We start from the raw sequence: 24,814 nt of genomic DNA, 5'->3' as shown, positions 1-24,814 counted from the left end.
TGTCGGAGCGTTTCCGGCCGGGTCTGCCCTTCGCTGACCTTCACTGACCTTCGCTGACCAGCTGCCGACCGGACGTCCTGCTGATCGCGCCGTCGGCCCGCCCTGCTGATCGCATCGTCGACCCACCCTGCTGATCCGCGCCGTCGGCCCGGCAGCGGACTCAGATCTGCCCGCGCAACACCCTCAGCACCGGCTCCAGAGAACTCACCACCGAAACCGCCCCCGCCTTCCTCAGCAGCTCCGCCTTCCGTGCGTTACGCGCGTAGCCCAAGAAGCCGACTCCGGCCTCCTCGGCCGCTACGAAGTCCGTGGGAGCGTCGCCGATCATCAGCGCCGCCGAGGGAGGCGCACCCATCGCGCTGAGGGCGCGGTTGAGGCAGTACGGATCGGGCTTGAGGAGGTGGAGGTCATGCGTGCGGCCGTAGATGTGCGGGGTGAAGCACTGGGTGAGGCGGCGGTCTTCGAGGTAGCGGCTCACCGCTCGGGGGGAGTTGTTGGTAGTGACGGCCAGGCCTGAGCCCATCGCGTGCCACGTCATGATGAGGGGGTCCGCGTACGGGGTCGGCCATGCGGAGGGCGCGGCGGCGAGCTCCTGCTGGGTGAGCCGTTCCTCCAGCTCGACCACCAGATCGCTGCCGGGGTGCCTGCGGTCGACCGCGCGCAGGACGGCATGTGGGTCCGGCTCCGCCCGCTCCTCCTCGGTCAGCAGCCCGTGCAGCCCTCTCTCCTCGAGCCAGCGGACCTGATCGCTCGCGATCTGCTCCGCCGAGTGCCCGGCGAACAGCCGGCAGATAGGGCCGTCGAAGTCGAAGAGCACGAAGCGGGCAGGAACGATCAGTTCCCGGAGCTTCGCGGTCTCTTCTGCCATCTGCTCGGTCTGCGTCGTATCAGGAGTCACTAAGAGAGTGTCAGGTCCGTCGCGATCGTTGCCCAGAGTGCGTCGAACCATTTCTGGGACTCGTCCACGAACGCCCCGTCCCGCCCTGACGCCTCCTTCTCGAACGAGAAGAGCGGGGATCTCAGCCCGGAGACATCGAACGCCTCCACCTCCGAGCTGTCGAAATCCAACATGCTGCGCTCGATCGTGTAGTAGGCGAGGAGCGCCTCCCGCTGGTTCAGCAGGTACAGCTTCACCGGCGGTGTGAACGGCAACGCGCGGAACGAGACGTCGACGTCGATGCCGTGCGAGGCCCGCAGCGCGCGCAAGTTGTGGCGCAGCACCTGCCCTTGGGTGTTGCGCAGCGCCAGCCAGCGCCGGTGGACCTTGCCGCCCTCGTCCTGGCCGGTGATCGGCCTGGGGAAGGCCAGATCGATGTCGCTGCTGGGCAGCAGGATCCGTACGCTGATCGACTCCGGATGGTTGCGTCCCTCGTGGATGAGCCGCACCGGCTCCCCCAGTGCCAGCATCAGCGTCTCCGCCGTGTACGACACCACGTCTATCCGCACCTGCGGCCGCGAGAACGCCTCCGCGAGCCGTGGCGCGAGGCCGACCATGGAGGCCTGCGGTTCCACGCCCGCCGGTGTCACCCCGGGCGGTTCCGCAGCGATGCGTGGTGGGCTGCCCTTGGTCACGTTGGCCAGGAGTCCGGCCTCCTGCAGTTCCTTCAGCGCTTGGCGCACCGTGCCGCGTTCCACGCCGAACTCCTCCGCGAGCACCGCTTGCGTGGGGAGGCGGTCGCCCGGCTTGAGGTCGCCGGCGCGGATGCGGTCGCGGAGGGTGTCTGCGATGTCCTGGGGCGTGAGTTTTCTGCTGCCGTTCACTGAAACGTTCTCCTGAGTCACGACCAGACGATACAACTCCGCGCCATCTCAGGGGAGTTGTCTTGAAGTTGTTTATAAGGTCGGACCAAGTGGGGACAACTCAAGTGTAGTTGGTTGCCAACTTACCCAAGATGGCAGAAGGGGGAACCACCATGACCGTCATAGCCCTCCTCGCGGCCGTGTTCGCCGTGACCTTCGAGCAGTTCGTGCAGTGGCAGTACGGACCCCTCGGCATCATCGGCCTGCTCCTGCTGACCATTGGCATCAAGGCGAAGAGCCCCACCTGTAGTTCGATCGGCGCCCTCGTCCTCGCGCTGATGATGACGAGGCCGGCCATCTAGACGAGACCGGCCATCCAGGGGTTCACCCAGGGGTCCATCCGGGGGTTCACCCAGGGGTTCACCCGCGGCCCATCTCAAGCTCCAGGTCCTGACTGATCGTGCCCCACAACGCGTTGAACCAGAGATGCGACTGCTCCACGAACGTCGTGTCCCGCAGGCCCTCGCCCTGATGGAAGGGGAAGAGCATCGACTGCGCGCCCTGGGCGTCGTACATCTCCAGGTGCTCGTGGTCGATCTCCTCGCTCTGCTTCACGAGGGTGTAGTACGCGAACAGCGCCTCGGACCCGTTCAGCAGATACAGCTTCACCGGCGGCGTGAACGGCAGCGCACGGAACGAGACGTGCACGTCGATGTCGTGCGAGGCCCGCAGCGCCAGGAGGTTGTGGCGCAGGACCTGGCCCTGCGCGTTCCGCTGGTCGAGCCAGCGCCTGTGCACCTGGCCGCCCTCGTCATCCCCGCTGTCCACCGGCGCCGGAAAGGCGAGGTCGATGGTGCGGCTCGGCAGCAGCACCCGGACGTCGACCTTGGCCGGTTTCCGCTGTCCGGCGTGAATCTGACGGAGGGGTTCCCCGATCGCCATGGTGAGCGAGATGGACGTCAGACAGAGCGCGTCGATCTCCACATGCGGGGACTCGAACGCGGCGGCGATGCGCGGAGCGAGGCCGACCATGGTGGGCTGCGGCTCGGCCACTCCGCGCCCGGACAGCACATGGCCCGCGAGGTCGGCGACCGTCGCCGGGCGGCCCTTGGACACGTTCGCCAGCAGGCTCTCGCCTTGCAGGATGCGCAGCGCCTCACGGATCGCGCCACGCTCGACGCCGAACTCCTCGGCCAGCTCGGCCTGGGTCGGCATACGTTGCCCCGGCCGCAGCAACCCGGAGCTGATCCGGTCGCGCAGCTCGTCGGCCACCTCACGGTGAGACCTGTGCGGCCTCTTCATCCCATTGACTGGGGCAGATTCCGTGCTCACAACCAAACAGTACAACTTCGCGCCATCTTTGGGGAGTTGCTTGGAAGATGGTTATTAGTCGAGCCATCACGGAGATAACTCAAGTGAAGTTGGTAGCCAAGCTAGGCAACCTGGTCGGCATCCTTAGGGGTTGGCCACCAGCTGTTGGCCATCGGTCGGCTACCGACCGGGTGGGGTCCGGCGCCCCATCCCGAAAGGGGGAACGTCATGCCGCTCATCGCCATCGTCATCGCTGCCCTCGCCATCGGATTCGAGCAGCTCATCCAGTGGAAGTACGGGCCGATGGGCATCGTCGCCTTCGTCCTGCTGACTGTGGGCATCAAGGCTCAGAACACCAAAATCAGCGGGGTCGGGGCCGTGATCCTCGTCCTGCTGCTCGCCCAGTCGGGCTGACAGAGCTGGTTGGCCGGGCTCCCATCCGGAGGGGAGCCGGGAGTCCGGTCAGCCATTTGACCGAGGGCCGCTCGCGCGAGCGGCCCTCTGGCACTCAGACCTTCAAGCCCTGAATCCCTCAAGCCCTGAATCCCTGAATGTCTCAAGCCCACAAGCCCACAAGCCCACAAGCCCTCAGAACGCCGCCCGGATCTCGCCCACCTCGACCGCCCCGCCAAGCAGCGGGGCATGGGCGACCCGGCTCAGGACGGGGGAATCGACGCCGGCCAGGCGCAGTGCGCGGGCCAGGATCGGGCCCAGGGCCCTTATCCCGCCGTCGTCCACCTTGAAGGCGAGGGCGCGGCCGTCCGGCAGCGCGAACGCCTGGACCGCCTCGGCGCCCATCTTGGACAGGGCGCCCGGGATCTCCTGCATGATCCATGTGTCGGGGCGGCGCGTGCCCGCCACGTACTCGGGATGGGCCCGCATCGCGTCCGCGACCCGGCGCTCGGCCGTGTCCTCGGGGGCGAGGACGAAGTGCCGGAAGGCGCGGGCCAGGCCGGTCAGGGAGATCGCCATCAGGGGGGCTCCGCAGCCGTCCGTGCCGACGGCCGCCACCCGCTCCCCCGCCGCTTCCTCGACCACCTGGAGGATCAGCTCCTGGAGGGGATGCCGCGGGTCGAGGTAGGAATCCTTGGGCCAGCCGTTCAGGTCGCAGACCGCCAGCATCGCAGCGTGCTTGCCGGAGCAGTTCATCGTTACCCGGTCACGAACGGCACCCGCTGCCAAATATGTCTCGGCCTCGACCGCGTCCAGCGGGAGGTCCGGCGGGCACTGCAGATCCGCCGCCGTCAGGCTGTGCTCCGCCAGCATCTTCTGTACGAGGTCCCGGTGGAACCCCTCCCCGGAGTGGCTCGCCGCGGCAAGCGCGAGCCGCTCGCCCGAGAGCGGGAGCCCCGCCCTCAGCACGCCCGCCGCCTGCATCGGCTTGTTCGCGGACCTCGGGAAGACGGGGGCGGCCACATCCCCCATCGCCAGCTCCACGCTGCCGTCCGCCGCGAGCAGCACCAGGCTTCCCCTGTGACGGCCCTCTACGAAGCCAGAACGTACGACCTCGGCGAGGACCGGGGATATGAGAGGGGCAGCGACGGACTCGGCTGACGAGGAGGTCATCTTCGGCCTTCCGGGGGCGATGGTGGCGGTGGCGCGACGGCCGCCCCCGGAAGCCGGGATCACCGGGTCACGAGAGCAGGTCGTCTACTTGTGCTTCGCCTTCACGGTACCTGCGGGCGATCTCCGTGCTGCAATCGTCCGCCGTACGCTGCAGATGCTGGCGGCGCCGGGAAACCTGCTGTTCGTAGCGTGTGAGCCGCCCCATGGCCGTGTGCAGCTCGTCGTCCGTACGGGCGTCCAGGTCGGAGAGCTCCACCTCGGCGAGCATCTCCGTGGCCAGGAGGCCGTACTCCGCGCTGTGCGGCGTGCCGAGCGTCACGTGCCGGGCCGACGAGCGGTGCCTCGCCGGGCCGTCCGTGAGGATCTCCGAGAGCCGGTGCACGACCGAACTCTCCCGGCCCAGCCCTTCCGGACGCGCCCCTTCCGGACCCGGCCCCTCCGGACCCGACCCTTCCGGACCCGGTGCCGCCGGGTCCTTACGGCGGGCGACCTCGGCCCGCAGAATGTCGATCCGCCCCTGGAGCAGGCGCCGGACATAGCTCAGATCCGCCTCGTTCTGCTGGGCGTCCCTGCGCAGCTCACGCAGCTCGCGCAGGAGCATCGCGCCCAGGTCGTGCTCGGGCAGCTTCGCGCTGCCCGTGCGCTGGATGGGCGGACGCGGCACGTTCGTACGTCGCGCAGCGCTCATCCGGGTCAGCGACACAGGTCCGGGCGGCTGCCCCGTACTTGGTGTGCTCATGTGGCTCTACCGTCCCCTCGACCGGCGCGGTACCGCGTGTGAGCATGGTGCCACCACCGGTGGCCGCTATGTGAGCGAGTGCCCCCAATCGGCCCCAGATGGGGGGTTCAGGGCACTCCATGGGCGGCGCATCCGGCGGCGCGTCACGGCTGTACGGAGCAGGCATGATGGGCCATATGCGTGCTGTGGTGCAGAGAGTGGACGGGGCGAGCGTCGTCGTCCAGGGCGAGAACGGCCCCGAGACGGCCGGCGAGATCAGTGGCGAAGGACTGTGCGTCCTCGTGGGCGTCACCCACGAGGACACGAAGGAGAAGGCGGCCCAACTGGCCCGCAAACTCTGGTCCGTTCGGATGCTGACCGACGAGAAGTCCTGCTCGGACATCGACGCGCCACTGCTGGTCATCAGCCAGTTCACGCTGTACGGCGACGCGAGGAAGGGCCGTAGGCCTACCTGGAACGCGGCCGCCTCCGGCGAGGTGGCCGAGCCCCTGGTGGACGAGGTCGTCGCCCAACTGCGGTCGCTCGGCGCGACGGTGGCCTGCGGCCGGTTCGGCGCACAGATGCGGGTGTCGTTGACGAATGACGGGCCGTTCACGGTGCTGATCGAGATGTGACCGCCGCTTCGCGGCGGCTCAGGGTTCGACCACGACCTCCTGCGCCGCAGCAGTTGCCCCCGCGACAAGACCCGCGTCCAGCGGTACGTTCCGCTTGATGAGGGCCAGCGCGATCGGGCCCAGCTCGTAGTGGCGTACGGCCGTCGTGATGAAGCCCAGCTTCCGGCCCTCCTCGCCCTCCGAGGCGAGACGCAGCTCCGTGCCTGCTGCCGGCAGGTGCACCTCGCTGCCGTCCAGGTGGAGGAAGACCAGGCGGCGGGGCGGCTTGCCCAGGTTCTGGACGCGGGCGACCGTCTCCTGGCCGCGGTAGCAGCCCTTCTGGAGATGCACCGCCGTGCCGATCCAGCCCAGCTCGTGCGGGATCGTGCGGTGGTCCGTCTCGAAGCCGAGCCGCGGCCTGTGCGCCTCCACGCGCAGCGCCTCGTAGGCGAGGATGCCGACCGCGGGGCCGTTCTCGGCGGCGTACGACTCCAAGGACGTACGCGGCAGGAACAGGTCACGCCCGTGCGCGGTCTCGCGTACGACGACACCCTCAGGGACCGCCGCGATCGAACCGGCCGGGAGGTACACCACCGCGAACTCGTCCGTGCGGTCGGCGACTTCGACCCGGTTGAAGAACTTCATGCTCTCCAGATACGCGACAAGCGCGTCCTGCGTGCCGGGCTCGACGTGCGCCCACACCGTCTCGCCGTCGTCGACGAGATAGAGGGCGTGCTCGATGTGGCCGTTCGCGGAGAGGATCAGCGCCTCGGTGGCCTGGCCGACGGGCAGCTCGGTCACGTGCTGGGTGAGCAGCAGGTGCAGCCAGCTCAGCCGGTCGGGTCCGGAGACGGTGACGACACCGCGGTGCGAGAGATCGACGAAACCGGTGCCGTCGGCGAGGGCGCGCTGCTCACGGAACAGATCGCCGTAGTGGGCGGCGACGCCTTCGTCCACGCCCTCGGCGGGGACGGCGCCGGGCAGGGACAGGAGGGGGCTCTTCATGTTCACCCACACTACGACCCGGTTGTGAGCGTTCTTATTCCCCGGTGACCTTGGCGCCCTTGGTGTCCTTGGCGTCCTTGGCGTCCTTGGCGTCCCCGGCATCCTTGCCTGAGCAGTTCTCGCAGCGCCCGAAGATCGCGAAGTGCTTCAGATCGGTGTCGAACCCGAAGGTGTCCCGCAGCTTCGCGGTGAACTCGGCGGCCACCGACACATCGGCCTCGATGACGTTCGTACAGTCCCGGCACACCAGGTGGATGTGGTGGTGGCGGTCAGCGAGGTGGTAGGTCGGCGCCCCGTGCCCCAGATGCGCATGGCTGACCAGGTCCAGCTCCTCCAGGAGCTCGAGCGTCCGGTACACCGTGGAAATGTTGATCCCCGACGCCGTCTTCCGCACTTCGCAGAGGATGTCGTCGGGGGTCGCGTGCTCAAGGGCGTCGACGGCTTCGAGGACAAGCTGGCGCTGCGGCGTCAGCCGGTAGCCGCGCTGTCGCAGGTCGCTCTTCCAGTCGAAGTCGGTGCTCGCCACACCTCGGAGTCTAGGCCTACTTGAAGAAAGCGATGCCGTCGTCCGGAAGATCACCGAGGCCCCTGGCCATCTCGGCGACGTCCTCGGGCGAGACGACCTTCTTCAGCTGGGCCGACATGTAGGGCCGCAGCGGCACCTCGGGGGTCTGCTTCTCGCCGACCCACATCAGGTCGCCCTTCACATACCCGTAGAGACGCTTACCACCGGTGTACGGGCCGGCGGCGGCTGTGCGGGCCACCGCGTCCGTGACCAGGTCGATCTGCGGCTTCTGGTCGGCAAGCTCGCCGTACCAGACCTCGACGACGCCGTTGTCGCGCACCATCACGGTCTCGACCTTGCGGTCCTTGTCGATGCGCCAGAAGCCCGACTCGGACTCGAGCGGCTTGACCTTGTTGCCCTCGGCGTCGAGCACCCACGTGTGCGAGTGGTACTCGATGAAGTCCCGCCCGTCATGGGTGAAGGAGGCTTCCTGGCCGAAATTCGCCTTCTCGGCGTCGGGAAAGTCGGTGACGCCCGCGCCGGCCCAGTTGCCGAGGAGCCAGACGAGGGGCACGAGGTCGGGATGCAGGTCGGACGGAATCTCGATCATGGGAAGCTCAGGCGATCTCTAGGTGGCGTACGGGGCTCAGCGCTGACCCTGGTACAGCTTCTTCACGGACAGTCCGGCGAAGGCGAGAACGCCGACGCAGACCAGAACCAGCAGGGTGGAGAAGAAGGCCTCAAGCACGGGGTGCTCCTCGGTGAGCTATTGGGGCAGGTATCAGAGCCGATCCCACTGTAGTCGGGCGCGACCCGGCCCTCTCTTCGAGGTGGCCCACATGGGGCCTCATGGGGTGGCCTTACGATGCGGCCATGGCGAAGAAGCTCGTGATCAAGGTGACCGCGGGGGCCGATGCCCCCGAACGCTGCTCACAGGCGTTCACGGTGGCGGCCGTGGCCGTGGCCAGCGGGGTGGACGTCTCGCTCTGGCTGACCGGCGAGTCGTCGTGGTTCGCGCTGCCGGGACGCGCGGCGGAGTTCGAACTGCCGCACGCGGCGCCGCTCCCCGACTTGATCGACTCGATCGTGGCGGCGGGCAAGATCACACTCTGCACGCAGTGCGCGGCGCGCCGCGAGATCACCGAGAAGGGCGTGATCGACGGGGTACGGATCGCGGGCGCGCAGGTGTTCGTGAAGGAGGCGATGACGGACGGCACTCAGGCGCTGGTCTACTGAGCCACTGCTGAACGGCTGGTAGGCCGCCACCTCCACTGGAGCTACTGCCGGGGCCGCTACTGCCGGGGCCGCCGCTTCCCGTCCAGCTCGTCCCACCACTCGTCGGACTTCGAGTCCCCCGATGGGTCGTCCCACCAGCGGTCGTCAGGACCTCGCCGGTTGGCCACCATGGCGGCGACGGGCGGAATCACCATCGCCACGACGCACATCGCGACGGCCGCGGGAATGGACCAGAGCCGTACGACACCCCAGGCCAGGACGAAGAGGACGATGCACGTCCCCATCATGGCGAAGTAGGCGTGCCGCCTTCGCGCGTACATACACCCAGCGTAAGCCGGAAGACCGCACCCCGTACCAGTGGCGTCCAACCCCCTGGGGTGCGGCCCTCCGGCCGTCAGTGATCCGCTGTCGTCAAACGGCGATCGCGACCTCCGCGAGGCCGCCCGTCTGGGCCACGACCGTGCGGTCGGCCGTGCCGCCCGGGATCAGGGCGCGCAGCGTCCACGTGCCCTCGGCCGCGTAGAAGCGGAACTGGCCGGTCGCCGAGGTCGGGACCTCGGCGGTGAACTCGCCGGTCGAGTCGAGCAGGCGTACGTAGCCGCTGACGGGCTCGCCGTCGCGTGTCACCTGGCCCTGGATGGTGGTCTCGCCGGGCTTGATCGTCGAGGCGTCAGGGCCGCCGGCCTTCGCTCCACACATATTTCGATTCCGTCCTTCAGGCCTTCTTGAGTCTTGAGGGTTACTTGTTGGCGCCGAGCTCGATCGGGACGCCGACGAGGGAGCCGTACTCGGTCCACGAGCCGTCGTAGTTCTTGACGTTCTCGACGCCGAGGAGCTCGTGCAGCACGAACCAGGTGAGCGCCGAGCGCTCACCGATGCGGCAGTACGCGATGGTGTCCTTGGCCAGGTCGACCTGCTCGTCGGCGTAGAGCTCCTTGAGCTCGTCGTCCGACTTGAAGGTGCCGTCGTCCTTGGCGTTCTTCGACCACGGGATGTTGCGCGCGGACGGGACGTGGCCCGGACGCTGCGACTGCTCCTGCGGAAGGTGGGCCGGGGCGAGCAGCTTGCCGCTGAACTCGTCGGGCGAGCGCACGTCGACCAGGTTCTGCGAGCCGATGGCCTTCACCACGTCGTCGCGGAAGGCGCGGATCGAGCTGTCCTGGGGCTTGGCCTTGTACGTGGTGGCGGCGAGCTGCGGCACCTTGTCGCCGTCCACCAGGTCGCGGGAGTCCAGCTCCCACTTCTTGCGGCCGCCGTCGAGGAGCTTCACGTCCTGGTGGCCGTAGAGCTTGAAGTACCAGAAGGCGTAGGACGCGAACCAGTTGTTGTTGCCGCCGTAGAGGACGACGGTGGTGTCGTTCGCGATGCCCTTGCCGGAGAGGAGCTTCTCGAAGCCCTCCTGGTCGACGAAGTCGCGACGGACCGGGTCCTGGAGGTCGTCGGTCCAGTCGATGCGGATCGCGTTCTTGATGTGGTTCTTGTCGTACGCGGAGGTGTCTTCGTCGACCTCGACGATGACAACCTTCGGGTCGTCGATGTGGGCCTCGACCCAGTCGGCGTCTACCAGGACGTCGCTGCGGCTCATACTTCTTCTCCTCCGGGGCAGTTGCGGCGGGGCTGCGGTGCTGTGCGAGGGGATGCCGGGTACGGGCGGGGATCGCACGAGTGCGTCTAGTTGCTTCGTACGCGGCACGGGGTGGCCCTGACGGGGTCAACGGGCCTGGGGGATGCGGGAGTTGGAGCTCCCGCTCAGAAGGTGCGACAGAGCATGGCGGCGACGCGGCACAGGTCTACTGCCCGCCGCTTCGTGAGGTCCGCCTGTCGGTGCATGTGTCCGATCGTAAGGACGTAGGGGCGGCCGTGTCACCGGCGTGTCGGATTATGAGACGCGATCGTCCACGATGCGGGATTGATTGAAGAATGAAGCCGCCCGCACGGGGGCGGAGGGGCATATTCACCCCCGCCGCATCCACCGCGCGGACGGCTTCGTCTCGTACTGCGGAATGTTCCGCGAAACGCTCTGGGAAACGCTCGGCGGCCTCAGCCCGCGAGCTCCACGTTCGTGCCCTTCACCGCGATGTCCACGCCGTCCTGCGCCGCCTTCACCGTGTCGATCTTGATGCCGCCCGGCAGTCCGCTGACCTTCTCCTCGAAGTCGGTCACATCACGGACCAGACCCTCGGGGAGCGGGATCGAGATGCCCATGACCTGGAGACTCTTCGGGATCTCATCGGCGTGCACCTTGATCGTGTCGCCCTCGACCCGGGCCGAGCTCAGCACGTTCACCGGCTTCGGCAGCTTCGTGCCGCCCTTGCTCACCTCGACCTCGACCTTGATCTTGCCGTCGCCGCCGTCGGAGAGGCCGACCACCTTGCCGGTCGCGCCGAGCGGCAGCTCGACCGCCGGGCCGCCCTGCGCCTCCTTGAGCAGCTCGTCGTACGAGATCCGGGCCGTGCCGGTGGCCTCGGCCGCCGTCGCGGAGCTGTAGTCGCCGGAGAAGTCGACGCCCTTCATCTGGGCGTTCAGGTCCGCTATGCGGATCTTGTCGGAGCCGGAGGTGGCGTCGTAGTCCTTGATGCCGATCTCGACGTCGTCGAGCGTGCCGCCCACGACCTGGGTCAGGAAGGGAAAGCCCTTTATGGAGACGTCGGGCGTCTCACCGAGCCCCTCGCTGGTACGCAGCTTCTTTGCCGCCTCGTCCTCCGCGAAGCCCACCGCCAGGCGGTCGGCACCCACGAAAAGGCCCCCCAGGATCACGACGACGATCAGAAGTGTTCGTACGGCGCGCTTGCTCATGTCCGGTGTTCCCCCACCTTGTTCCCCCGCCTGGAATGTCGTTGCCGCGAGCCTAAAGGACAGGTCCCCGGCGGAAGAGCCCGGCCGGGGACCTGTCGATCAGCTGTGACGATCAGCTGTGACGATGAATCTCCGTCGGTCAGCCGATGGCACGGCCGAGGAGGTAGACGGCGGGAGCGGCGGCGGCGAGCGGCAGAGCGACACCCGCCGTCATGTGCACGAAGCGGGACGGATAGTCGTAGCTCGCGACCCGGTGGCCGATCAGCGCGCAGACACCGGCCCCGAGGCCGAGCAGCGCGCCCTTGCTGCCGAAGTCCGTCGTACCGCCGATGGCGATACCGGCCCCGGTGGCGGCCAGCAGCGCGACGACCACGGAGGCGGGCGTCGGCAGCGGCAGTGCGCGGGCGATCACGGCGACGGCGACGGCGATGCCGCCCACCGTCACGGCATCGTCCGAAGCCGCGAGATGCCCGGTCGCGATGATCGCGAGCGCGGCGGAGGCGACGGTCGCCATGAGCCCGGCCATCCGCTCGTCGGCGGAGGCCCGGCTGCGCAGTTGCAGGACGAGCACGAGCAGCACCCATACGCCCAGGGTGCCGAGGATGGCCGCCGGCGCGTTCTCCTTGCCGGTGGCGAGCAGCGCGATGTCGGCGACGACACCGCCCATGAAGGCGAGCGCGATGCCCTGCCGGGCGGGCCACATCCCGTTGAGCCGGAACCATCCGGCGGCGGTGACGGCCTGGAGCAGGATCAGCGGTACGAGGAGTGCGTACTGCCCGATGGCGGCCGTCCCTGCGAGCAGCAGCCCGAGGACGGCGGTCAGCGCGGCGGGCTGGATCCCCGGCTCTATGACCGGCGACCGCCCCTCGGCACGGGCCCGCTGGGCGTCGGTGACACGGGGGTTGCCCGTGGTGGTGGCGGGGCCGTAGGTGGCGGGGTCGTCCGCGACCTCGGGTTCGGCGGCCGTGCCCATGGGCAGGCGGGCGTGGGTACCGACGCTGCCGGGCTCCGTGTGGACAGGCGGCGCGTCGTACGAGGGTGCGGACTGTGCGGACTCCGGAGGCATCGGCTGCCCATAGGCCTGCGGGGGCAGATACGCCGTGTCCGTCACGTCCACCACCGGTGACGGCTGGACCTGGGTGTCCCAGGTCTGTCCCTCCCACTGCTGGGTGTACGCGTCCTGGGCGTACGGCTGCTGCTGTTGCTGCTGATGCTGGGGGTACTGCTCTGGCGGATATTCCTGGCGGTACGGGTCATGATCCCCGTACTCGCCGTACCCCTCGTACCGCGGATCGCTCATAGCGCTGCTCACCCTCCTGCGAACGGCGGGAGCACCTCGACCGTGCCGCCCTCGGCCAGCCGTACCGTCTCATGCCCACGGGTACCCACGGGGTCTCCGTCGATGAGGAACGAGCATCGCCGCAGTACACGGACCAGCTCACCGGGGTGTCGCTCGCGTGCCGCGTCCAACGCTTCGGCGAGCGTCGCCGCGGCGTACGGCTCCTCCGCGATGCCTGCGGCTGCTTTGGCCGCGGCCCAGTAACGAATGGTGCCGTTCACCATGGCAGCTCCTCTCCTTCGACGGTTGCCGATCCCTCGGCGGTTGCCGTTCCTTCGGCGGTTGCCGTTCCTTCGGCGGTTGCCGACGTCCATGATGCCGTGGCCCACTCGGCGATCCGACCGAGCAGCGCGTCGCCCGCCGCGTTCTCCGCGTGCCCCATCCCCGCCTCCAGCCACAGCTCCGCCCCGCCCGCCGCGGCGGCCAGCATCCGGGGGTGGTCCACCGGGAAGTACGGATCCCGGTCCCCGTGCACGATCAGCAGGGGCGTGGGCGCGATCAGCGGGACCGATTCCACCGGCGACAGGGGGACGGGGTCCCACTCGTGCGGGTGAATTCGCGTACGCAGGCCAAGGCGGCCGACCATCCGCCCCATGGGCCGCGTCACCACCCAGTGCAGCCGCCGCATAGGGGCTGTCCCCTGGTAGAACCAACGGGCCGGAGCGCTCACAGCGACCACCGCGTCGACCCGCGCTTCCGTGCGCCCCCCGTGCGCGGAACCGGCGAGCGCCGCGTGCCGGAGCACCACGGAACCGCCCATCGAGAAGCCCACGGTCACCACCCGCGTATGGCCGATGGACCGCGCCCACTCCACCGCAGCCGCCAGATCGAGCACCTCGCGGTCGCCGACCGTGGAGAGCCCGCCGGACGCGCCGTGCCCCCGGAAGGAGAACGTGATCACGGCCGCACGCTGCGTGAAGACGCCCGCCGCGCGGCGCACGTGCGGCCGGTCGAGGCCCCCGGTGAAGCCGTGCGCGAGCACGATCGCGAGCTCCCCCGCCGGGTCGGGACCAGGGTCGTACGCTGCGTCGATGTCGACCCCGTCCCGTGTACGGAGCGTTGCGTGCTGTTGAACGCGGGAGGGAGCGCGAGTGATCGGCGGCACAGAAGATCCCGCCGCTCGACCTGCCGGACCGGAAGTCATGTGGGCTATTCTCCTTGGCAGAGGATCCGGGCAGCGAAGCCCCCGGGTCCTTTCGTGCTTTCTGCGGGCTTGTATACGAAGCCGGGAAATCGCACGTGGAGAGCCCAGGGCGCGGGCTCCCCGCCGCAGTACCGCAGTAATCAGTACGAAGCAGTGCCGTAAACGTCCTCGCAGGGACCGAGGAGGAACCGACGTTATGGGCGAGCGAACCGTGCACAACCGTAAGACGACCGTGGCAGGTGGGCGGCGATGAGTTCTCTGCTGCTCCTTACCAATGCCCTTCAGCCGTCGACGGAGGTGCTTCCCGCTCTCGGCCTGCTGCTGCACAACGTGCGGGTGGCCCCCGCCGAAGGCCCGGCCCTCGTCGACACCCCTGGTGCCGACGTCATCCTGATCGACGGCAGGCGTGACCTCCCGCAGGTCCGCAGCCTCTGCCAGCTCCTCCGCTCCACGGGACCCGGCTGTCCGCTGGTCCTCGTCGTCACGGAGGGCGGCCTCGCGGCCGTCACCGCCGACTGGGGCATCGACGACGTACTCCTCGACACGGCAGGTCCTGCCGAGGTCGAGGCACGGCTGCGGCTCGCGATGGGCCGCCAGTCGATCACCGCCGACGACTCCCCGATGGAGATCCGCAACGGCGATCTCTCCATCGACGAGGCGACGTACAGCGCGAAGCTCAAGGGCCGGGTCCTGGACCTGACCTTCAAGGAGTTCGAGCTGATCAAGTACCTGGCCCAGCACCCCGGCCGTGTCTTCACGCGGGCCCAGCTGCTCCAGGAGGTCTGGGGCTACGACTACTTCGGCGGCACGCGGACGGTCGACGTGCACGTACGGCGTCTTCGCGCGAAGCTCGGCGTCGAGCACGAGTCGCTCATCGGCACCGTCCGGAATGTCGGCTATCGCTTCGTGACGCCGGAGAAGGTCGAGCGTGCCGCGGACGAAGCGAAGGCGAAGGCGGCGAGGCCGCCGGCCGAGGGTGAGCACCGGGAGCTCCCGAAGGCGCCCGCGGCTCCACCCGCGGCCCGCTCCGCATCCGTGCCGAAGGAAGCTGACGTACGGCCTGCCCAGCGGTAGTTCCATCCGCGTAGACTCCGCGCGTGGCCAAGGTGACTCGGGATGACGTGGCGCGACTTGCGGGTACTTCCACCGCCGTCGTCAGCTACGTGATCAACAACGGACCCCGGCCGGTTGCCCCGGCCACGCGCGAGCGTGTACTCGCCGCGATCAAGGAGCTGGGGTATCGGCCCGACCGGGTCGCCCAGGCGATGGCGTCGCGGCGGACCGACCTCATAGGCATGATCGTGCCGGACGCGCGGCAGCCGTTCTTCGGGGAGATGACACATGCCGTGGAGCAGGCGGCGTCCGAGCGCGGAAAAATGGTGCTCGTCGGCAACACGGACTACGTGGCCGAGCGCGAGACCCACTACCTGCGGGCCTTCCTCGGCATGAGGGTCTCCGGGCTCATCCTCGTCAGCCACGCCCTGACGGATTCGGCCGCCGCCGAGATCGACGCGTGGGACGCGCGGGTCGTGCTCCTTCATGAGCGGCCCGAGGGCATCGACGACGTCGCCGTCGTCACGGACGACCTGGGCGGCGCGCAGCTGGCCACCCGGCACCTTCTTGAGCACGGGCACGAGTACGTGGCGTGCGTCGGCGGCACCGCCGAGACCCCGACGGTGGGTGACCCCGTCTCCGACCACGTCGAGGGGTGGCGGCGGGCCATGCGGGAGGCGGGGCGTTCGGTCGAGGGGCGGCTCTTCGAGGCACCGTACAACCGGTACGACGCGTATCAGATGGGCCTGGAGCTGCTGGCCCGCCCGGACCGGCCGACGGCCGTCTTCTGCTCGACCGACGACCAGGCGATCGGCATCCTCCGGGCCGCGCGGGAGCTTCGCATCGATGTGCCGGGGCAGTTGGCTGTCGCCGGGTTCGATGACGTCAAGGAGGCGGGGCTCACGGATCCGCCGCTTACGACTGTGGCGTCGGATCGGCCTGCGATGGCGCGTGCGGCGGTCGACCTGGTCCTGGACGACGGGCTTCGTGTCGCCGGGTCGCGCCGGGAGCGCTTGAAGGTGTTCCCGTCCCGCCTTGTGGTCCGGCAGTCCTGCGGCTGTAACTGAGATACCGCCCCGGGCGGCTTTATATGGGGCATACGAGGTTCTACCGGCATTCTCAGGGCGTCCTCAGCCCTCTCTCATGAACGCCCAGCAGCCTAGAACCCATGACCGACACCTTCCGCCACAGCGGCGAGTACCCCCAGCAGCACCAGTCGTCAGCATCTGCGCCTGTGCACCATGGCGGTACGCAGGGCGGCGGACCGTACCCGCCCCCGCCCGCTCACGCACCGGAGGAGCCGCAGAAGCACCGGCGCCGAGCGAAGGGCCCCCTGGCCCTGCTCGCCGCCGTCGCCATCGCGGCAGCGGCAGTCGGCGGAGGTACCGCCTACGCCTTCCAGGAGCTGACCGGCAAGGACGGCTCGTCCAGCAGCGCCATCAACACGAACGTGGTGCCGACCAGCCAGAAGGGCACCGTCTCCGGCGTCGCCGAAGCAGTCAGCCCCAGCATCGTCGAGATCAGCGCCAAGTCCAGCGCCGGCTCCGCCACCGGATCCGGCGTGATCATCACGGACGACGGCGAGATCATCACCAACAACCACGTGATCTCCGGAGCTTCGTCGGTCAAGGTGAAGACGAGCGACGGCAAGTCGTACGACGCCAAGGTCGTCGGCACCGACAGCAAGAAGGACCTGGCGCTCATCAAGGTCGAGGGTGCCTCCGGGCTGAAGGCCGCCAGCCTCGGTGACTCCGACAACGTCAAGATCGGTGACGATGTCGTGGCGATCGGCTCCCCCGAGGGCCTGACCGGCACCGTCACGAGCGGCATCATCTCCGCCCTCGACCGGGACGTCACCGTCTCCACGGACGAGGACCAGGGTCAGGGTCAGGAGCAGCAGGGCGGCGGCAACTGGCCCTTCGAGTACGGCGGCGAGCAGTTCAACGGCGACACGGGATCGTCGAAGACCACGTACAAGGCCATGCAGACCGACGCCTCGCTCAACCCCGGCAACTCCGGTGGCGCCCTCATAGACATGAACGGCAACATCATCGGCATCAACTCGGCGATGTACGCGCCCAGTTCATCGGGGAGCGGCAGCGGCGGAAGCGGCGGAAACGGAAGCGGCTCCGGCAGCGTCGGCCTCGGCTTCTCCATCCCGGTCAACACGGTCAAGGCCGACCTCGACACACTGCGGTCCGGCTCCACCGACTGACGTCAGACGCTCCCTCTGGAGGCCCCCATGTCCGGAACCCTGATCACCGTCAACCGCGCCCGGCACGCCATCGCCGCCACCATCGGCTGGGGCACCGACCCTGCGGGACTCGGCCTCCCCCTCGCTGTGGCCAGGGACCTGCACGGCGCCGCCGCGGTCCGCGCCCCCGAAGTGGCCACGGCCGCTGTCCGCCCCGCCGCGCACCGCAAGCCCCGCGCGCGCGTGCGAGGCTGATAGCGGCCCCGTCCACCACCCCGTACCCGAGGAAGACCAAGCCGATGAGCCCCGCCGAAGGCGAACAGCAGCCGCGCATCCTGATCGTCGACGACGAGCCCGCCGTGCGGGAGGCGCTACAGCGCAGCCTCGCCTTCGAGGGGTACGGCACGGAGGTCGCCGTCGACGGCGCCGATGCCCTGGAGAAGGCGGCGGCCTACCGCCCCGACCTCGTCGTACTCGACATCCAGATGCCCCGCATGGACGGCCTCACCGCCGCGCGCAGGCTCCGTTCGACCGGCTCTCTCACGCCCATCCTGATGCTCACCGCACGCGACACCGTCGGTGACCGCGTCACCGGACTCGACGCGGGCGCCGACGACTACCTGGTCAAGCCGTTCGAGCTCGACGAACTCTTCGCCCGCATCCGGGCGCTCCTTCGGCGCAGTTCGTACGCCGCCGGTGCGGGGCAGGCCGAAGAAGGCGACACCCTCGCCTTCGCCGACCTGAGCATGGACCTCGCGACGCGCGAGGTGACGCGGGGGGCGCGGACCGTGGAGCTGACCCGCACCGAATTCACCCTCCTCGAGATGTTCCTCGCGCACCCCCGGCAGGTCCTTACCCGGGAGCAGATCCTGAAGGCGGTCTGGGGCTTCGACTTCGAGCCCTCGTCCAACTCCCTTGATGTGTACGTGATGTACCTGCGCCGCAAGACGGAGGCAGGGGGCGAGCCCCGCCTCGTTCATACGGTGCGAGGTGTGGGGTACGTGCTGCGGCCGGGTTCCTCCGGAGGCGGCGAGTGAAGAGGCTGATCCGGCGGTACCGCGCGATGCCGCTCCGCTCGCGTCTGGCGATGCTGGTGGCCACGGCGGTGGCGTTCGCCGTGGCCGCTGCGGCGGTCGTGTGCTGGTTCGTGGTGCGGACCGCGCTGATCAACTCGCTGGACGACGCGCTGAGTTCGAGCCGCGTACCGGATCAGCTCGTACTCAGCCTGATCGACGAGAACGGACAGTGCCGCCACGCGTCCGTCATCAGCAACCAGGCGAACGATCCGAACCCGTTCAAGTCGACGGTCCAGGTCGTCGACCGCAAGGGCAACAGCTGCGTCATCTCCGGCAAGCAGTCCATCGAGGTCTCCCCCAACGACATCGAGGTCGCCGACCACAAATCGCCCCAGGAGATCCACACCGCCACGGCGTCGAACGGCGCCAAGTACCGCGTCCTCACCTACCCCCTGGACGGGCAGCCCCTCGCGGTCTCCGTGGCCCGCCCCCTCAGTGAGGTCGACGACACCCTGGACAACCTGGTCCTCGTACTCGTCCTGGTCGCCGGAATCGGCGTCCTCGGCGCAGGAGCGGCCGGCCTCTGGGTGGCCCGTACGGGACTCCGCCCGGTGGACGAGCTCACGGCGGCGGTGGAGCATGTGGCCCGCACGGAGGATCTGGACCTGCGGATCCCCGCCGAGGGCGACGACGAGATCGCCCGTCTCTCGCGGTCCTTCAACTCGATGACCGCCTCCCTCGCCTCGTCCCGCGACCTGCAACAGCAGCTCATCGCCGACGCGGGGCACGAGCTGCGCACCCCCCTCACCTCGCTCCGTACGAACATCGAGCTGCTCGCCCGCAGCGAGGAGACGGGCCGGGCCATCCCGCCCGACGACCGCAAGGCGCTGCTCGCCTCCGTCACCGCGCAGATGACCGAACTCGCGGCGCTGATCGGAGACTTGCAGGAGCTGTCGCGTACGGACACGGGGCTCGGCGGCAAGGTGCAGGTCATCGCCCTGCACGAGGTCGTGGGGACGGCCCTGGAGCGGACGCGGCTCCGCGGGCCCGAGCTGACGTTCGCCGCGGACCTCGCCCCTTGGTACGTACGCACGGAGCCCGCGGCGCTGGAGCGGGCCATTGTGAACATTCTGGACAACGCGGTGAAGTTCGGGCCCCCGGGCTCCGCCGTCGAGGTCGTTCTGAAGGACGGTGCACTGACCGTCCGCGATCACGGCCCCGGCATCCCCACCGACGAGCTCCCGCACGTCTTCGACCGCTTCTGGCGTTCCCCGTCGGCCCGCAGTCTCCCCGGATCGGGCCTCGGCCTGTCCATCGTGGCCCGCACCATGGAGCAGTCGGGCGGCCAGATCACGCTCCGGCCCGCCGAGGGCGGCGGGACGGTGGCGACGGTCCTCCTGCCGGGCGCCCCGACCCCGCCCCCCACTACGTAGACCCCCTGCCCCCTACTTGCCGATGCCGAGCCCCGTCCCGCTCAGCCGCACCCGGATCCCGTCCTTCTGCACGCTCACGTCCTGAAGCCACACGTTCCCCTTGCCCGGCAGCTTCGGCAGCTGGAAGGCGAGGGTGAGGCGGTCGGCGAGCACGGGCCGGGTCAGCTGGGAGAGGCCCTTCAGGAGCGCCGGGTCCAGGCCCAGCTTCTTGAGGAGCTCGGGGTGGCCCATCGCGACGTCGATGAGGTTGAGGCCCATCACGTCGTTCACGAAGCGCGGGGAGCCGACGAGCTCGTTCAGCTTGGCGTCGCTCTGCAAGGCGCCGCTGACGACGGAGTCCGGGACGCCGAGCCGCTTGACGATCGACGGGACGGAGAGCAGCGCCTTCGCCTTGGCCGTCTCCTTGGTGAGGTGGTCCGCGGTGGCCTTGCTGAGGTGCAGGCCCTCGGACTCGCGGGTGCCGGGGCGGTAGGTCGCCAGGTCGCCGATCTGGAGGCTCATCCTGCCGATGTCGGTGGAGATGCCGCGGTCGCCGTTGCGCTCGATGCGGGCGTCGGCGCGCAGCTTCAGGTCGTGGCCCGCGACGGGCAGGGTGCCTCGGGCGAGCACCTGGTCGCGGCCGTGGCCGGTGAACGTGACCTGGGAGGCGCCCAGTTCGCGGTTCAGGTCGTCGAAGGAGAGCAGCACCTCGCCGTGCATCTCGCGGATGAGGGCGCCCTTGATGTCGGTGGGCCCGTCGCCCTTGATCATCACGTCCGTGCCGGTGGCGGAGACCTGGGCGAGCGAGATCCGGTCGGCCGCGACGTCGGGGACGGTGACCTTGACCTTGTCGACGCGCTGGTCGAAGACCTGGGTCAGGAAGGGGAAGCCCTCGATGTCGACCTCGGGCGTGGCGCTCAGGTGCATCGAGTCCTTGAGCTTCTGCGCGGCCTCGTGCTCGGCGTAGAGCAGGGCCCAGCGGTCACCGAGCCCGAGGAAGGCGGTGGCGACGAGGAGCGCGACGACGGCCTTCGCGGCGAGCGGGAGCCCGGCGAACCGGTTGCGGCGGCGGCTGCCGCGGCGGTGGTTCGGAGGCTGCCAGGGTCCGTCGGACTTGCCGTCTTCGTCGTCATCGTCCGCTTCGTGGAGGAATTCCTCCAGCGGGTTCGGAGCGAGGGCGCCGAGCTCGTCGTACGGGTTGAGCGGGGCGGTGGTCTCTACTGCCTCGTGAGGTGCGTGAGGCGCGTGAGGCGCTTCTGGGGGAACCGATTCGGCGTGCCAACCATCAGACGGATAGGCCTGGTTGTGATCGGGCGGAAGCGTGGCTATGCGGTGGGGGGAACGCATCAGCTGATTTCACCATACGTTCACACCCCACCCCAAGCCTTACGCCCAGTAACCACCGATTTCGGCCACTTAGTGAGCGCGTCTGTTAACGCGTCATTCACTTCACGATGGTGATCCTGTCCGCCTTGGGCGGCGCGATCGGCTTGTCCGCCGAGGAGTTGGCGGTCAGATAGTCGTTGAACGCCTTCAGGTCGTCGCTGCCGACCAGCGGCTTCGCACCCTTGCCGAGCTCGGCGAAGCCATCGCCGCCGCCCGCCAGGAAGGAGTTCATCGCCACACGGTAGGTAGTGGCTGGATCTATCGCTTTGCCGCCCAGCTTGATCGAGTCTGCCACAACACGGTCGGCGCCCGACTTCGTCATGTCGAGCGTGTACGTCAGGCCGTCCGAGATCTGAAGAATCTTCGGAGATGCCTCGTTCGACCCGCTGACCTGCTGCTTGAGCCCGGTGATCAGCTGGGCGCCGGTCAGATCGACGAGATTGACCGTGTTGCTGAACGGCTGCACGGTGAAGCCCTCGCCGTACGTCACTACGCCGTCACCCTCGTTCCCGCTCGCCTTGGAGACAAGATCGGAGCGGATACCACCCGGGTTCATCAGCGCCAGATCCGTCTCCGGGTCGAGCGACTTGCCGTGCGCGAGCTGCGCGTCCGCGATCAGGTCGCCGAGCGGCGCCTCGGGGGTGGTGGCGCCGCGGCCCGGGATGTCGGCGGAGATGAAGCCGACGGGCTTGTTGGCGACCGGGGCGGCCAGCTTGTCCCAGCGCTTGATGAGCGAGGTCATGTCGGGTGCCTTGGCCTGCTCCCGGCTGACGACGTGATTCGCCGATTTCGCCGGCTTCCCCGATTTCACTGACGTACGGACGATGTCCTTGGTCTTGCGGTCGTACGTGAGTGTCGTGTCCGTGTAGAGCTTCCCGAAGGACGAGGCGGACGTGACCATGCGGGGCTTGCCTGCCGGGTCCGGGATGGTGCAGACGTACGCCGCGTGCGTGTGCCCGGTGACCAGGGCGTCGACCTTGGGTGTGATGCCCTTGGCGATGGTGGTGATGGGGCCCGAGATGCCGTCGCCGGCGCCCGGGGAGTCGCAGTCGTAGTTGTAGGCACCCGACGCGGGGGCGCCGCCCTCGTGGATCAGCGTGACGATCGACTTCACGCCCTGCTTGTCGAGCTCCTTGGCGTACTTGTTGACCGTCTCGATCTCGTCGTGGAACTTGAGGCCCTTGACGCCGTCGGCGGAGACGATGTCCGGCGTGCCCTCAAGCGTCACCCCTATGAAACCGACCTTGACGCCCTTGTGCTTCCACACCCAGTACGGCTTGAGGATGGGCTTGTCCGACTTCTCGTCGGTCACGTTGGCCGCGAGGTAGGGGTAGTCGGCCCCCTTGAACTTCTTGCCCTTCTCGAAGCAGCCGTCCTTGGGGTGACAGCCGCCCTTCTGCATACGGGCCAGCTCCCTGGCCCCTTCGTCGAACTCGTGGTTGCCGACACTCGTGACGTCGAGGTCGAGCTTGTTCATCGCCTCGACGGTCGGCTCGTCGTGGAAGAGCCCGGACAGGAGCGGGCTCGCACCTATGAGGTCACCGGCCGCCGCCGTCACGCTGTAGGGCTTGCCCTTGCGGGCCGTACGGAGAGACGTGGCGAGGTACTCGGCACCGCCCGCGTCGATCTTCTTCTCGGTCCCGTCCGGCTGCTTCTCCGTCACCTGGCCCGACGAGCCCGCGGGCGGCTGCAGATTCCCGTGGAAGTCGTTGAAGGACAGCAGCTGCACGTCGACGGTGCGCTTCTTGCCCGCAGCGCCCGCCGCACCCGCATGATCCTGCCCGGCGCTGGCGGGCAGCGCGGCGGCCATCGCACCGAGCGTGGCGAGACCGGCCGCGGCGGCGAGCACACGGGTGGCGCGGCGTCTTGGCCGACGTGGCTGAGGAGTGGCTGACACGTGTCCCCCTGGGAGAGGTATGAGGCGGCTGAGGCTGTGACACTCGGTGCGCAGCCTAGGGTCAACGCGCGTAGCGCGACAGGGGGTTAGGGGTTACGGCCTGGTTGCCGTCGGGGTGTCACAGCCACTTTCACGGACACTTCGGGCAAGGGTGACCGGCCGCCGGGACGATCACGAGTACATCCCGCGGCCTGCTCCACGACCGGCCGCCGCCGTACCCTCGACACCATGACTGACGAGCAGCAGCCTCCCGCCCCCTCGCGGCAGATCGACACCTTCGCCGCCCTCACCCCCGACCAGGCCGAAGCCGTGCTCGGGCTCATCGCGGAAGCGGCCCGTGCGGACGGCCAGCAGGCCGTGTCCGAGCAGGGGCGGCTGCAGCTGCGGGGAGGTGCGCGGACGGGGGTGCGGCATCTGCTGCTCAGCGCCGACGGCGAGCTCTGCGGGTACGCGCAGCTGGAGGACACCGACCCCATCGAGGCGCCCGCCGCTGAACTCGTCGTGCACCCCGCGCACCGCGGCAAGGGGCACGGCCGTGCGCTCGGCACCGCGCTGCTCGGCGAGTCCGGCAGGCGGCTGCGCATCTGGGCGCACGGCGGGCACTCGGCGGCGCGGCATCTGGCGCAGGTCCTCGGGCTCACCCTCTTCCGTGAACTGCGGCAGATGCGGCGCCCGTTGGCGGACCTGGATCTGCCGGAGCCTGTCCTCCCCGAAGGTGTCTCCGTACGCACCTTCGTCCCCGGCCAGGACGACGCGGCCTGGCTCACGGTGAACGCCGACGCCTTCGCCCACCACCCCGAGCAGGGCTCGCTCACCCAGCGCGACCTGGACGACCGCGAGGCCGAGCCGTGGTTCGACCCGGCGGGCTTCTTCCTCGCCGAGAAGGACGGCAAGCTGGTCGGCTTCCACTGGACCAAGGTGCACGCGGACGAGGGCCTCGGCGAGGTGTACGTCCTCGGGGTGCGGTCGGGCGCGCAGGGCGGCGGCCTCGGCAAGGCGCTGACCACGATCGGCCTGAACCACCTCGCGGCGGCCGGCCTGCCGACGGCGATGCTGTACGTGGACGCGGACAACAAGGCCGCGGTGAGCGTCTACGAGCGGCTCGGGTTCGTCACGCACGAGACGGATCTGATGTACCGGACGGAGTCCTGAGCGTCGTAGGGGACGGATGACGTAGAGGACGGATGTAGCGGAACGGAGGAAGGGCGCGGTGTTCCCCTGGGGAACTCCGCGCCCTTCGGTTCTGCGGTTCCGGCTACTTCGGCGTGACCGGCGTCAGGCACATCTCGAACTGCACCCGGCCCCGCCGAGTCTGCTCGTAGTGGGACTGACCCGGCTTGCACTCGGCCTCGTACTTGCTCGCGACCTTGTACTCCGCCTTGGCGTCCGAGCAGCCGATGATCTCCATGTCCGGGCTGCTGCTCGACCCCTTGTTCTGCACGCAGTCGCCGACCTCGGCGACCGCGGGCTGCTTGGAGGTCTCGCTGCCGGGCCCGGTGGTGTTGCCCCGGCTCGAATACCACCAGACGCCCGCGACGACAGCGGCGATGAGCAGGACCACCGCCTTCATCACGGGTGACTGCCGGTTGAACGAGCCGCCGCCACCGCCGCGCGGGCGTTGGGGCTGCTGGGGTGGCTGAGGCTGCTGCGGTGCGAACTGCTGCTGGCCGTACGGCTGCTGAGGCTGCTGGCCGTACTGGGGCGGCTGCCCTTGGTACTGCGGCTGCCCCTGGTACGGCTGCTGACCCTGGTACGGCTGCTGGCCGTAAGGCTGCTGAGGCTGCTGGTAGCCGCCCTGAGGCGGCGGAGGCATGGACAACGTAAGTCCCCCGACTTTCCACACATGTTCACGTCAAATGCTGAGCGGCAGACGTTACAAGGT

30 protein-coding genes are annotated in these 24,814 nt (G+C 68.9%); 11 read left to right on the top strand and 19 right to left on the bottom strand.

The window, feature by feature from the left end; genetic code table 11:
* Window positions 1-160: 160 nt before the first annotated feature.
* Together ACGFSB_RS25815 and ACGFSB_RS25810 are read right to left on the bottom strand one after the other, a co-directional pair.
* A complete protein-coding gene (locus ACGFSB_RS25815) occupies window positions 161-949 on the bottom strand; it encodes an HAD family hydrolase (protein ID WP_393403703.1) in 789 nt (262 codons plus the stop codon).
* Window positions 898-1,788: a GntR family transcriptional regulator gene (locus ACGFSB_RS25810; protein ID WP_393404225.1), complete on the bottom strand. Its 891-nt coding sequence runs from the start codon at window positions 1,786-1,788 to the stop codon at window positions 898-900. Before ACGFSB_RS25810 ends, ACGFSB_RS25815 begins: the two co-directional genes overlap by 52 nt.
* A gap of 125 nt (window positions 1,789-1,913) precedes the next feature.
* Between ACGFSB_RS25810 and ACGFSB_RS25805 the strand changes: the two genes are divergently transcribed.
* Window positions 1,914-2,102: a hypothetical protein gene (locus ACGFSB_RS25805; protein WP_393403701.1), complete on the top strand. Its 189-nt coding sequence runs from the start codon at window positions 1,914-1,916 to the stop codon at window positions 2,100-2,102.
* A 58-nt stretch (window positions 2,103-2,160) separates the two neighbouring features.
* Here ACGFSB_RS25805 and ACGFSB_RS25800 read toward each other — a convergent pair whose 3' ends face one another.
* A complete protein-coding gene (locus ACGFSB_RS25800; protein ID WP_393403699.1) occupies window positions 2,161-3,042 on the bottom strand; it encodes a winged helix-turn-helix domain-containing protein in 882 nt (293 codons plus the stop codon).
* Between the two features lie 237 nt (window positions 3,043-3,279).
* Here ACGFSB_RS25800 and ACGFSB_RS25795 point away from each other — a divergent pair, with 237 nt between their 5' ends.
* A complete protein-coding gene (locus tag ACGFSB_RS25795; protein WP_393403696.1) occupies window positions 3,280-3,465 on the top strand; it encodes a hypothetical protein in 186 nt (61 codons plus the stop codon).
* A gap of 174 nt (window positions 3,466-3,639) precedes the next feature.
* Here the strand turns inward: ACGFSB_RS25795 and ACGFSB_RS25790 are convergent, their stop codons facing one another.
* Together ACGFSB_RS25790 and ACGFSB_RS25785 are read right to left on the bottom strand one after the other, a co-directional pair.
* Entirely contained in the window at window positions 3,640-4,617 is a 978-nt protein-coding gene (locus tag ACGFSB_RS25790) for an asparaginase (RefSeq protein WP_393403693.1), read from the bottom strand.
* Window positions 4,618-4,684: 67 nt separating this feature from the next.
* Window positions 4,685-5,356 (bottom strand): ABC transporter substrate-binding protein, encoded by a 672-nt coding sequence (locus ACGFSB_RS25785; RefSeq protein WP_393403690.1) that lies wholly within the window; start codon window positions 5,354-5,356, stop codon window positions 4,685-4,687.
* 176 nt (window positions 5,357-5,532) lie between these two features.
* Between ACGFSB_RS25785 and dtd the strand changes: the two genes are divergently transcribed.
* Window positions 5,533-5,970, top strand: coding sequence for a D-aminoacyl-tRNA deacylase (gene dtd, locus ACGFSB_RS25780; RefSeq protein ID WP_393403687.1), 438 nt, complete (start codon window positions 5,533-5,535; stop codon window positions 5,968-5,970).
* Between the two features lie 18 nt (window positions 5,971-5,988).
* On the opposite strand, the gene ACGFSB_RS25775 is transcribed toward dtd, so the two are convergent.
* Genes ACGFSB_RS25775 through ACGFSB_RS25765 form a run of 3 tightly spaced genes read right to left on the bottom strand, consistent with a single transcriptional unit; the run spans window position 5,989 to window position 8,069 of the window.
* Window positions 5,989-6,954, bottom strand: coding sequence for a YgfZ/GcvT domain-containing protein (locus ACGFSB_RS25775; protein WP_393403684.1), 966 nt, complete (start codon window positions 6,952-6,954; stop codon window positions 5,989-5,991).
* 34 nt (window positions 6,955-6,988) lie between these two features.
* On the bottom strand, window positions 6,989-7,480 hold the full coding sequence (locus ACGFSB_RS25770) for a Fur family transcriptional regulator (protein ID WP_393403682.1): 492 nt from the start codon (window positions 7,478-7,480) through the stop codon (window positions 6,989-6,991).
* Between the two features lie 16 nt (window positions 7,481-7,496).
* Entirely contained in the window at window positions 7,497-8,069 is a 573-nt protein-coding gene (locus tag ACGFSB_RS25765; protein WP_393403679.1) for an FABP family protein, read from the bottom strand.
* 263 nt (window positions 8,070-8,332) lie between these two features.
* Between ACGFSB_RS25765 and ACGFSB_RS25760 the strand changes: the two genes are divergently transcribed.
* The gene (locus tag ACGFSB_RS25760) at window positions 8,333-8,695 is read left to right on the top strand and encodes a DsrE family protein (RefSeq protein ID WP_393403677.1); all 363 of its coding nucleotides are present in this window, start codon (window positions 8,333-8,335) and stop codon (window positions 8,693-8,695) included.
* A gap of 56 nt (window positions 8,696-8,751) precedes the next feature.
* Here the strand turns inward: ACGFSB_RS25760 and ACGFSB_RS25755 are convergent, their stop codons facing one another.
* The 8 genes from ACGFSB_RS25755 to ACGFSB_RS25720 all read right to left on the bottom strand — a co-directional run bounded on the left by ACGFSB_RS25755 (window position 8,752) and on the right by ACGFSB_RS25720 (window position 13,974).
* Window positions 8,752-9,015 (bottom strand): DUF3099 domain-containing protein, encoded by a 264-nt coding sequence (locus ACGFSB_RS25755; protein ID WP_393403674.1) that lies wholly within the window; start codon window positions 9,013-9,015, stop codon window positions 8,752-8,754.
* 91 nt (window positions 9,016-9,106) lie between these two features.
* Window positions 9,107-9,394 carry a DUF1416 domain-containing protein gene (locus ACGFSB_RS25750; RefSeq protein ID WP_160505842.1) on the bottom strand — a complete coding sequence of 96 codons (288 nt, stop codon included), beginning with the start codon at window positions 9,392-9,394 and terminating at the stop codon, window positions 9,107-9,109.
* Window positions 9,395-9,434: 40 nt separating this feature from the next.
* Window positions 9,435-10,280, bottom strand: a complete 846-nt coding sequence (locus tag ACGFSB_RS25745; protein WP_393403670.1) for a sulfurtransferase — start codon at window positions 10,278-10,280, stop codon at window positions 9,435-9,437.
* A gap of 164 nt (window positions 10,281-10,444) precedes the next feature.
* Window positions 10,445-10,525 carry a putative leader peptide gene (locus ACGFSB_RS25740; RefSeq protein WP_350893136.1) on the bottom strand — a complete coding sequence of 27 codons (81 nt, stop codon included), beginning with the start codon at window positions 10,523-10,525 and terminating at the stop codon, window positions 10,445-10,447.
* A 210-nt stretch (window positions 10,526-10,735) separates the two neighbouring features.
* Entirely contained in the window at window positions 10,736-11,491 is a 756-nt protein-coding gene (locus ACGFSB_RS25735; protein ID WP_393403668.1) for a DUF2993 domain-containing protein, read from the bottom strand.
* 139 nt (window positions 11,492-11,630) lie between these two features.
* Window positions 11,631-12,791, bottom strand: a complete 1,161-nt coding sequence (locus ACGFSB_RS25730; RefSeq protein ID WP_393403666.1) for a hypothetical protein — start codon at window positions 12,789-12,791, stop codon at window positions 11,631-11,633.
* Window positions 12,792-12,799: 8 nt separating this feature from the next.
* Entirely contained in the window at window positions 12,800-13,054 is a 255-nt protein-coding gene (locus tag ACGFSB_RS25725) for a MoaD/ThiS family protein (protein WP_393403664.1), read from the bottom strand.
* The gene (locus tag ACGFSB_RS25720) at window positions 13,048-13,974 is read right to left on the bottom strand and encodes an alpha/beta hydrolase (RefSeq protein ID WP_393403661.1); all 927 of its coding nucleotides are present in this window, start codon (window positions 13,972-13,974) and stop codon (window positions 13,048-13,050) included. The genes ACGFSB_RS25725 and ACGFSB_RS25720 overlap by 7 nt, the downstream gene beginning before the upstream one ends.
* Window positions 13,975-14,223: 249 nt before the next feature.
* On the opposite strand from ACGFSB_RS25720, the gene ACGFSB_RS25715 reads away from it, so the two are divergent.
* The 6 genes from ACGFSB_RS25715 (at window position 14,224) to ACGFSB_RS25690 (ending at window position 19,670) form a co-directional block, all read left to right on the top strand.
* Complete coding sequence (locus ACGFSB_RS25715; RefSeq protein WP_393403659.1) at window positions 14,224-15,048, top strand: response regulator transcription factor; 825 nt, start codon at window positions 14,224-14,226, stop codon at window positions 15,046-15,048.
* 23 nt (window positions 15,049-15,071) lie between these two features.
* Complete coding sequence (locus ACGFSB_RS25710; RefSeq protein ID WP_393403656.1) at window positions 15,072-16,094, top strand: LacI family DNA-binding transcriptional regulator; 1,023 nt, start codon at window positions 15,072-15,074, stop codon at window positions 16,092-16,094.
* Window positions 16,095-16,195: 101 nt separating this feature from the next.
* Entirely contained in the window at window positions 16,196-17,242 is a 1,047-nt protein-coding gene (locus ACGFSB_RS25705) for a S1C family serine protease (protein ID WP_393403654.1), read from the top strand.
* A 27-nt stretch (window positions 17,243-17,269) separates the two neighbouring features.
* Window positions 17,270-17,476 (top strand): hypothetical protein, encoded by a 207-nt coding sequence (locus ACGFSB_RS25700; RefSeq protein WP_393403652.1) that lies wholly within the window; start codon window positions 17,270-17,272, stop codon window positions 17,474-17,476.
* A 44-nt stretch (window positions 17,477-17,520) separates the two neighbouring features.
* On the top strand, window positions 17,521-18,258 hold the full coding sequence (locus ACGFSB_RS25695; RefSeq protein WP_393403650.1) for a response regulator transcription factor: 738 nt from the start codon (window positions 17,521-17,523) through the stop codon (window positions 18,256-18,258).
* Window positions 18,255-19,670, top strand: a complete 1,416-nt coding sequence (locus ACGFSB_RS25690; protein WP_393403648.1) for an ATP-binding protein — start codon at window positions 18,255-18,257, stop codon at window positions 19,668-19,670. The genes ACGFSB_RS25695 and ACGFSB_RS25690 overlap by 4 nt, the downstream gene beginning before the upstream one ends.
* A 12-nt stretch (window positions 19,671-19,682) precedes the next feature.
* Here ACGFSB_RS25690 and ACGFSB_RS25685 read toward each other — a convergent pair whose 3' ends face one another.
* Together ACGFSB_RS25685 and ACGFSB_RS25680 are read right to left on the bottom strand one after the other, a co-directional pair.
* Window positions 19,683-20,996 carry a DUF2993 domain-containing protein gene (locus ACGFSB_RS25685; protein WP_393403646.1) on the bottom strand — a complete coding sequence of 438 codons (1,314 nt, stop codon included), beginning with the start codon at window positions 20,994-20,996 and terminating at the stop codon, window positions 19,683-19,685.
* Between the two features lie 97 nt (window positions 20,997-21,093).
* Entirely contained in the window at window positions 21,094-22,932 is a 1,839-nt protein-coding gene (locus ACGFSB_RS25680) for a bifunctional metallophosphatase/5'-nucleotidase (protein ID WP_393403644.1), read from the bottom strand.
* Window positions 22,933-23,160: 228 nt separating this feature from the next.
* Here ACGFSB_RS25680 and mshD point away from each other — a divergent pair, with 228 nt between their 5' ends.
* Window positions 23,161-24,084, top strand: a complete 924-nt coding sequence (gene mshD / locus ACGFSB_RS25675; protein WP_393403642.1) for a mycothiol synthase — start codon at window positions 23,161-23,163, stop codon at window positions 24,082-24,084.
* A 103-nt stretch (window positions 24,085-24,187) separates the two neighbouring features.
* On the opposite strand, the gene ACGFSB_RS25670 is transcribed toward mshD, so the two are convergent.
* Complete coding sequence (locus tag ACGFSB_RS25670) at window positions 24,188-24,745, bottom strand: hypothetical protein (protein ID WP_393403640.1); 558 nt, start codon at window positions 24,743-24,745, stop codon at window positions 24,188-24,190.
* Window positions 24,746-24,814: the final 69 nt, after the last annotated feature.

It is taken from the genome of Streptomyces sp. NPDC048441 (assembly GCF_043200235.1).
Classification (GTDB): domain Bacteria; phylum Actinomycetota; class Actinomycetes; order Streptomycetales; family Streptomycetaceae; genus Streptomyces.
This window is presented reverse-complemented; position numbering and strand designations above follow the sequence as displayed.

What these genes read in the sequence shown, in the direction of transcription:
- ACGFSB_RS25795 (WP_393403696.1), top strand. Translation starts at nt 3,280, where the DNA reads ATGCCGCTCATCGCCATCGTCATCGCTGCCCTCGCCATCGGATTCGAG.
- mshD (WP_393403642.1), top strand. Translation starts at nt 23,161, where the DNA reads ATGACTGACGAGCAGCAGCCTCCCGCCCCCTCGCGGCAGATCGACACC.
- ACGFSB_RS25725 (WP_393403664.1), bottom strand. Translation starts at nt 13,054, where the DNA reads ATGGTGAACGGCACCATTCGTTACTGGGCCGCGGCCAAAGCAGCCGCA.
- ACGFSB_RS25705 (WP_393403654.1), top strand. Translation starts at nt 16,196, where the DNA reads ATGACCGACACCTTCCGCCACAGCGGCGAGTACCCCCAGCAGCACCAG.
- ACGFSB_RS25720 (WP_393403661.1), bottom strand. Translation starts at nt 13,974, where the DNA reads ATGACTTCCGGTCCGGCAGGTCGAGCGGCGGGATCTTCTGTGCCGCCG.
- ACGFSB_RS25760 (WP_393403677.1), top strand. Translation starts at nt 8,333, where the DNA reads ATGGCGAAGAAGCTCGTGATCAAGGTGACCGCGGGGGCCGATGCCCCC.
- ACGFSB_RS25695 (WP_393403650.1), top strand. Translation starts at nt 17,521, where the DNA reads ATGAGCCCCGCCGAAGGCGAACAGCAGCCGCGCATCCTGATCGTCGAC.
- ACGFSB_RS25745 (WP_393403670.1), bottom strand. Translation starts at nt 10,280, where the DNA reads ATGAGCCGCAGCGACGTCCTGGTAGACGCCGACTGGGTCGAGGCCCAC.
- ACGFSB_RS25685 (WP_393403646.1), bottom strand. Translation starts at nt 20,996, where the DNA reads ATGCGTTCCCCCCACCGCATAGCCACGCTTCCGCCCGATCACAACCAG.
- ACGFSB_RS25730 (WP_393403666.1), bottom strand. Translation starts at nt 12,791, where the DNA reads ATGAGCGATCCGCGGTACGAGGGGTACGGCGAGTACGGGGATCATGAC.
- ACGFSB_RS25670 (WP_393403640.1), bottom strand. Translation starts at nt 24,745, where the DNA reads ATGCCTCCGCCGCCTCAGGGCGGCTACCAGCAGCCTCAGCAGCCTTAC.
- ACGFSB_RS25740 (WP_350893136.1), bottom strand. Translation starts at nt 10,525, where the DNA reads ATGCACCGACAGGCGGACCTCACGAAGCGGCGGGCAGTAGACCTGTGC.
- ACGFSB_RS25775 (WP_393403684.1), bottom strand. Translation starts at nt 6,954, where the DNA reads ATGAAGAGCCCCCTCCTGTCCCTGCCCGGCGCCGTCCCCGCCGAGGGC.
- ACGFSB_RS25755 (WP_393403674.1), bottom strand. Translation starts at nt 9,015, where the DNA reads ATGTACGCGCGAAGGCGGCACGCCTACTTCGCCATGATGGGGACGTGC.
- ACGFSB_RS25805 (WP_393403701.1), top strand. Translation starts at nt 1,914, where the DNA reads ATGACCGTCATAGCCCTCCTCGCGGCCGTGTTCGCCGTGACCTTCGAG.
- ACGFSB_RS25765 (WP_393403679.1), bottom strand. Translation starts at nt 8,069, where the DNA reads ATGATCGAGATTCCGTCCGACCTGCATCCCGACCTCGTGCCCCTCGTC.
- ACGFSB_RS25700 (WP_393403652.1), top strand. Translation starts at nt 17,270, where the DNA reads ATGTCCGGAACCCTGATCACCGTCAACCGCGCCCGGCACGCCATCGCC.
- ACGFSB_RS25815 (WP_393403703.1), bottom strand. Translation starts at nt 949, where the DNA reads ATGGTTCGACGCACTCTGGGCAACGATCGCGACGGACCTGACACTCTC.
- ACGFSB_RS25800 (WP_393403699.1), bottom strand. Translation starts at nt 3,042, where the DNA reads ATGAAGAGGCCGCACAGGTCTCACCGTGAGGTGGCCGACGAGCTGCGC.
- ACGFSB_RS25785 (WP_393403690.1), bottom strand. Translation starts at nt 5,356, where the DNA reads ATGAGCACACCAAGTACGGGGCAGCCGCCCGGACCTGTGTCGCTGACC.
- dtd (WP_393403687.1), top strand. Translation starts at nt 5,533, where the DNA reads ATGCGTGCTGTGGTGCAGAGAGTGGACGGGGCGAGCGTCGTCGTCCAG.
- ACGFSB_RS25790 (WP_393403693.1), bottom strand. Translation starts at nt 4,617, where the DNA reads ATGACCTCCTCGTCAGCCGAGTCCGTCGCTGCCCCTCTCATATCCCCG.
- ACGFSB_RS25715 (WP_393403659.1), top strand. Translation starts at nt 14,224, where the DNA reads ATGAGTTCTCTGCTGCTCCTTACCAATGCCCTTCAGCCGTCGACGGAG.
- ACGFSB_RS25735 (WP_393403668.1), bottom strand. Translation starts at nt 11,491, where the DNA reads ATGAGCAAGCGCGCCGTACGAACACTTCTGATCGTCGTCGTGATCCTG.
- ACGFSB_RS25750 (WP_160505842.1), bottom strand. Translation starts at nt 9,394, where the DNA reads ATGTGTGGAGCGAAGGCCGGCGGCCCTGACGCCTCGACGATCAAGCCC.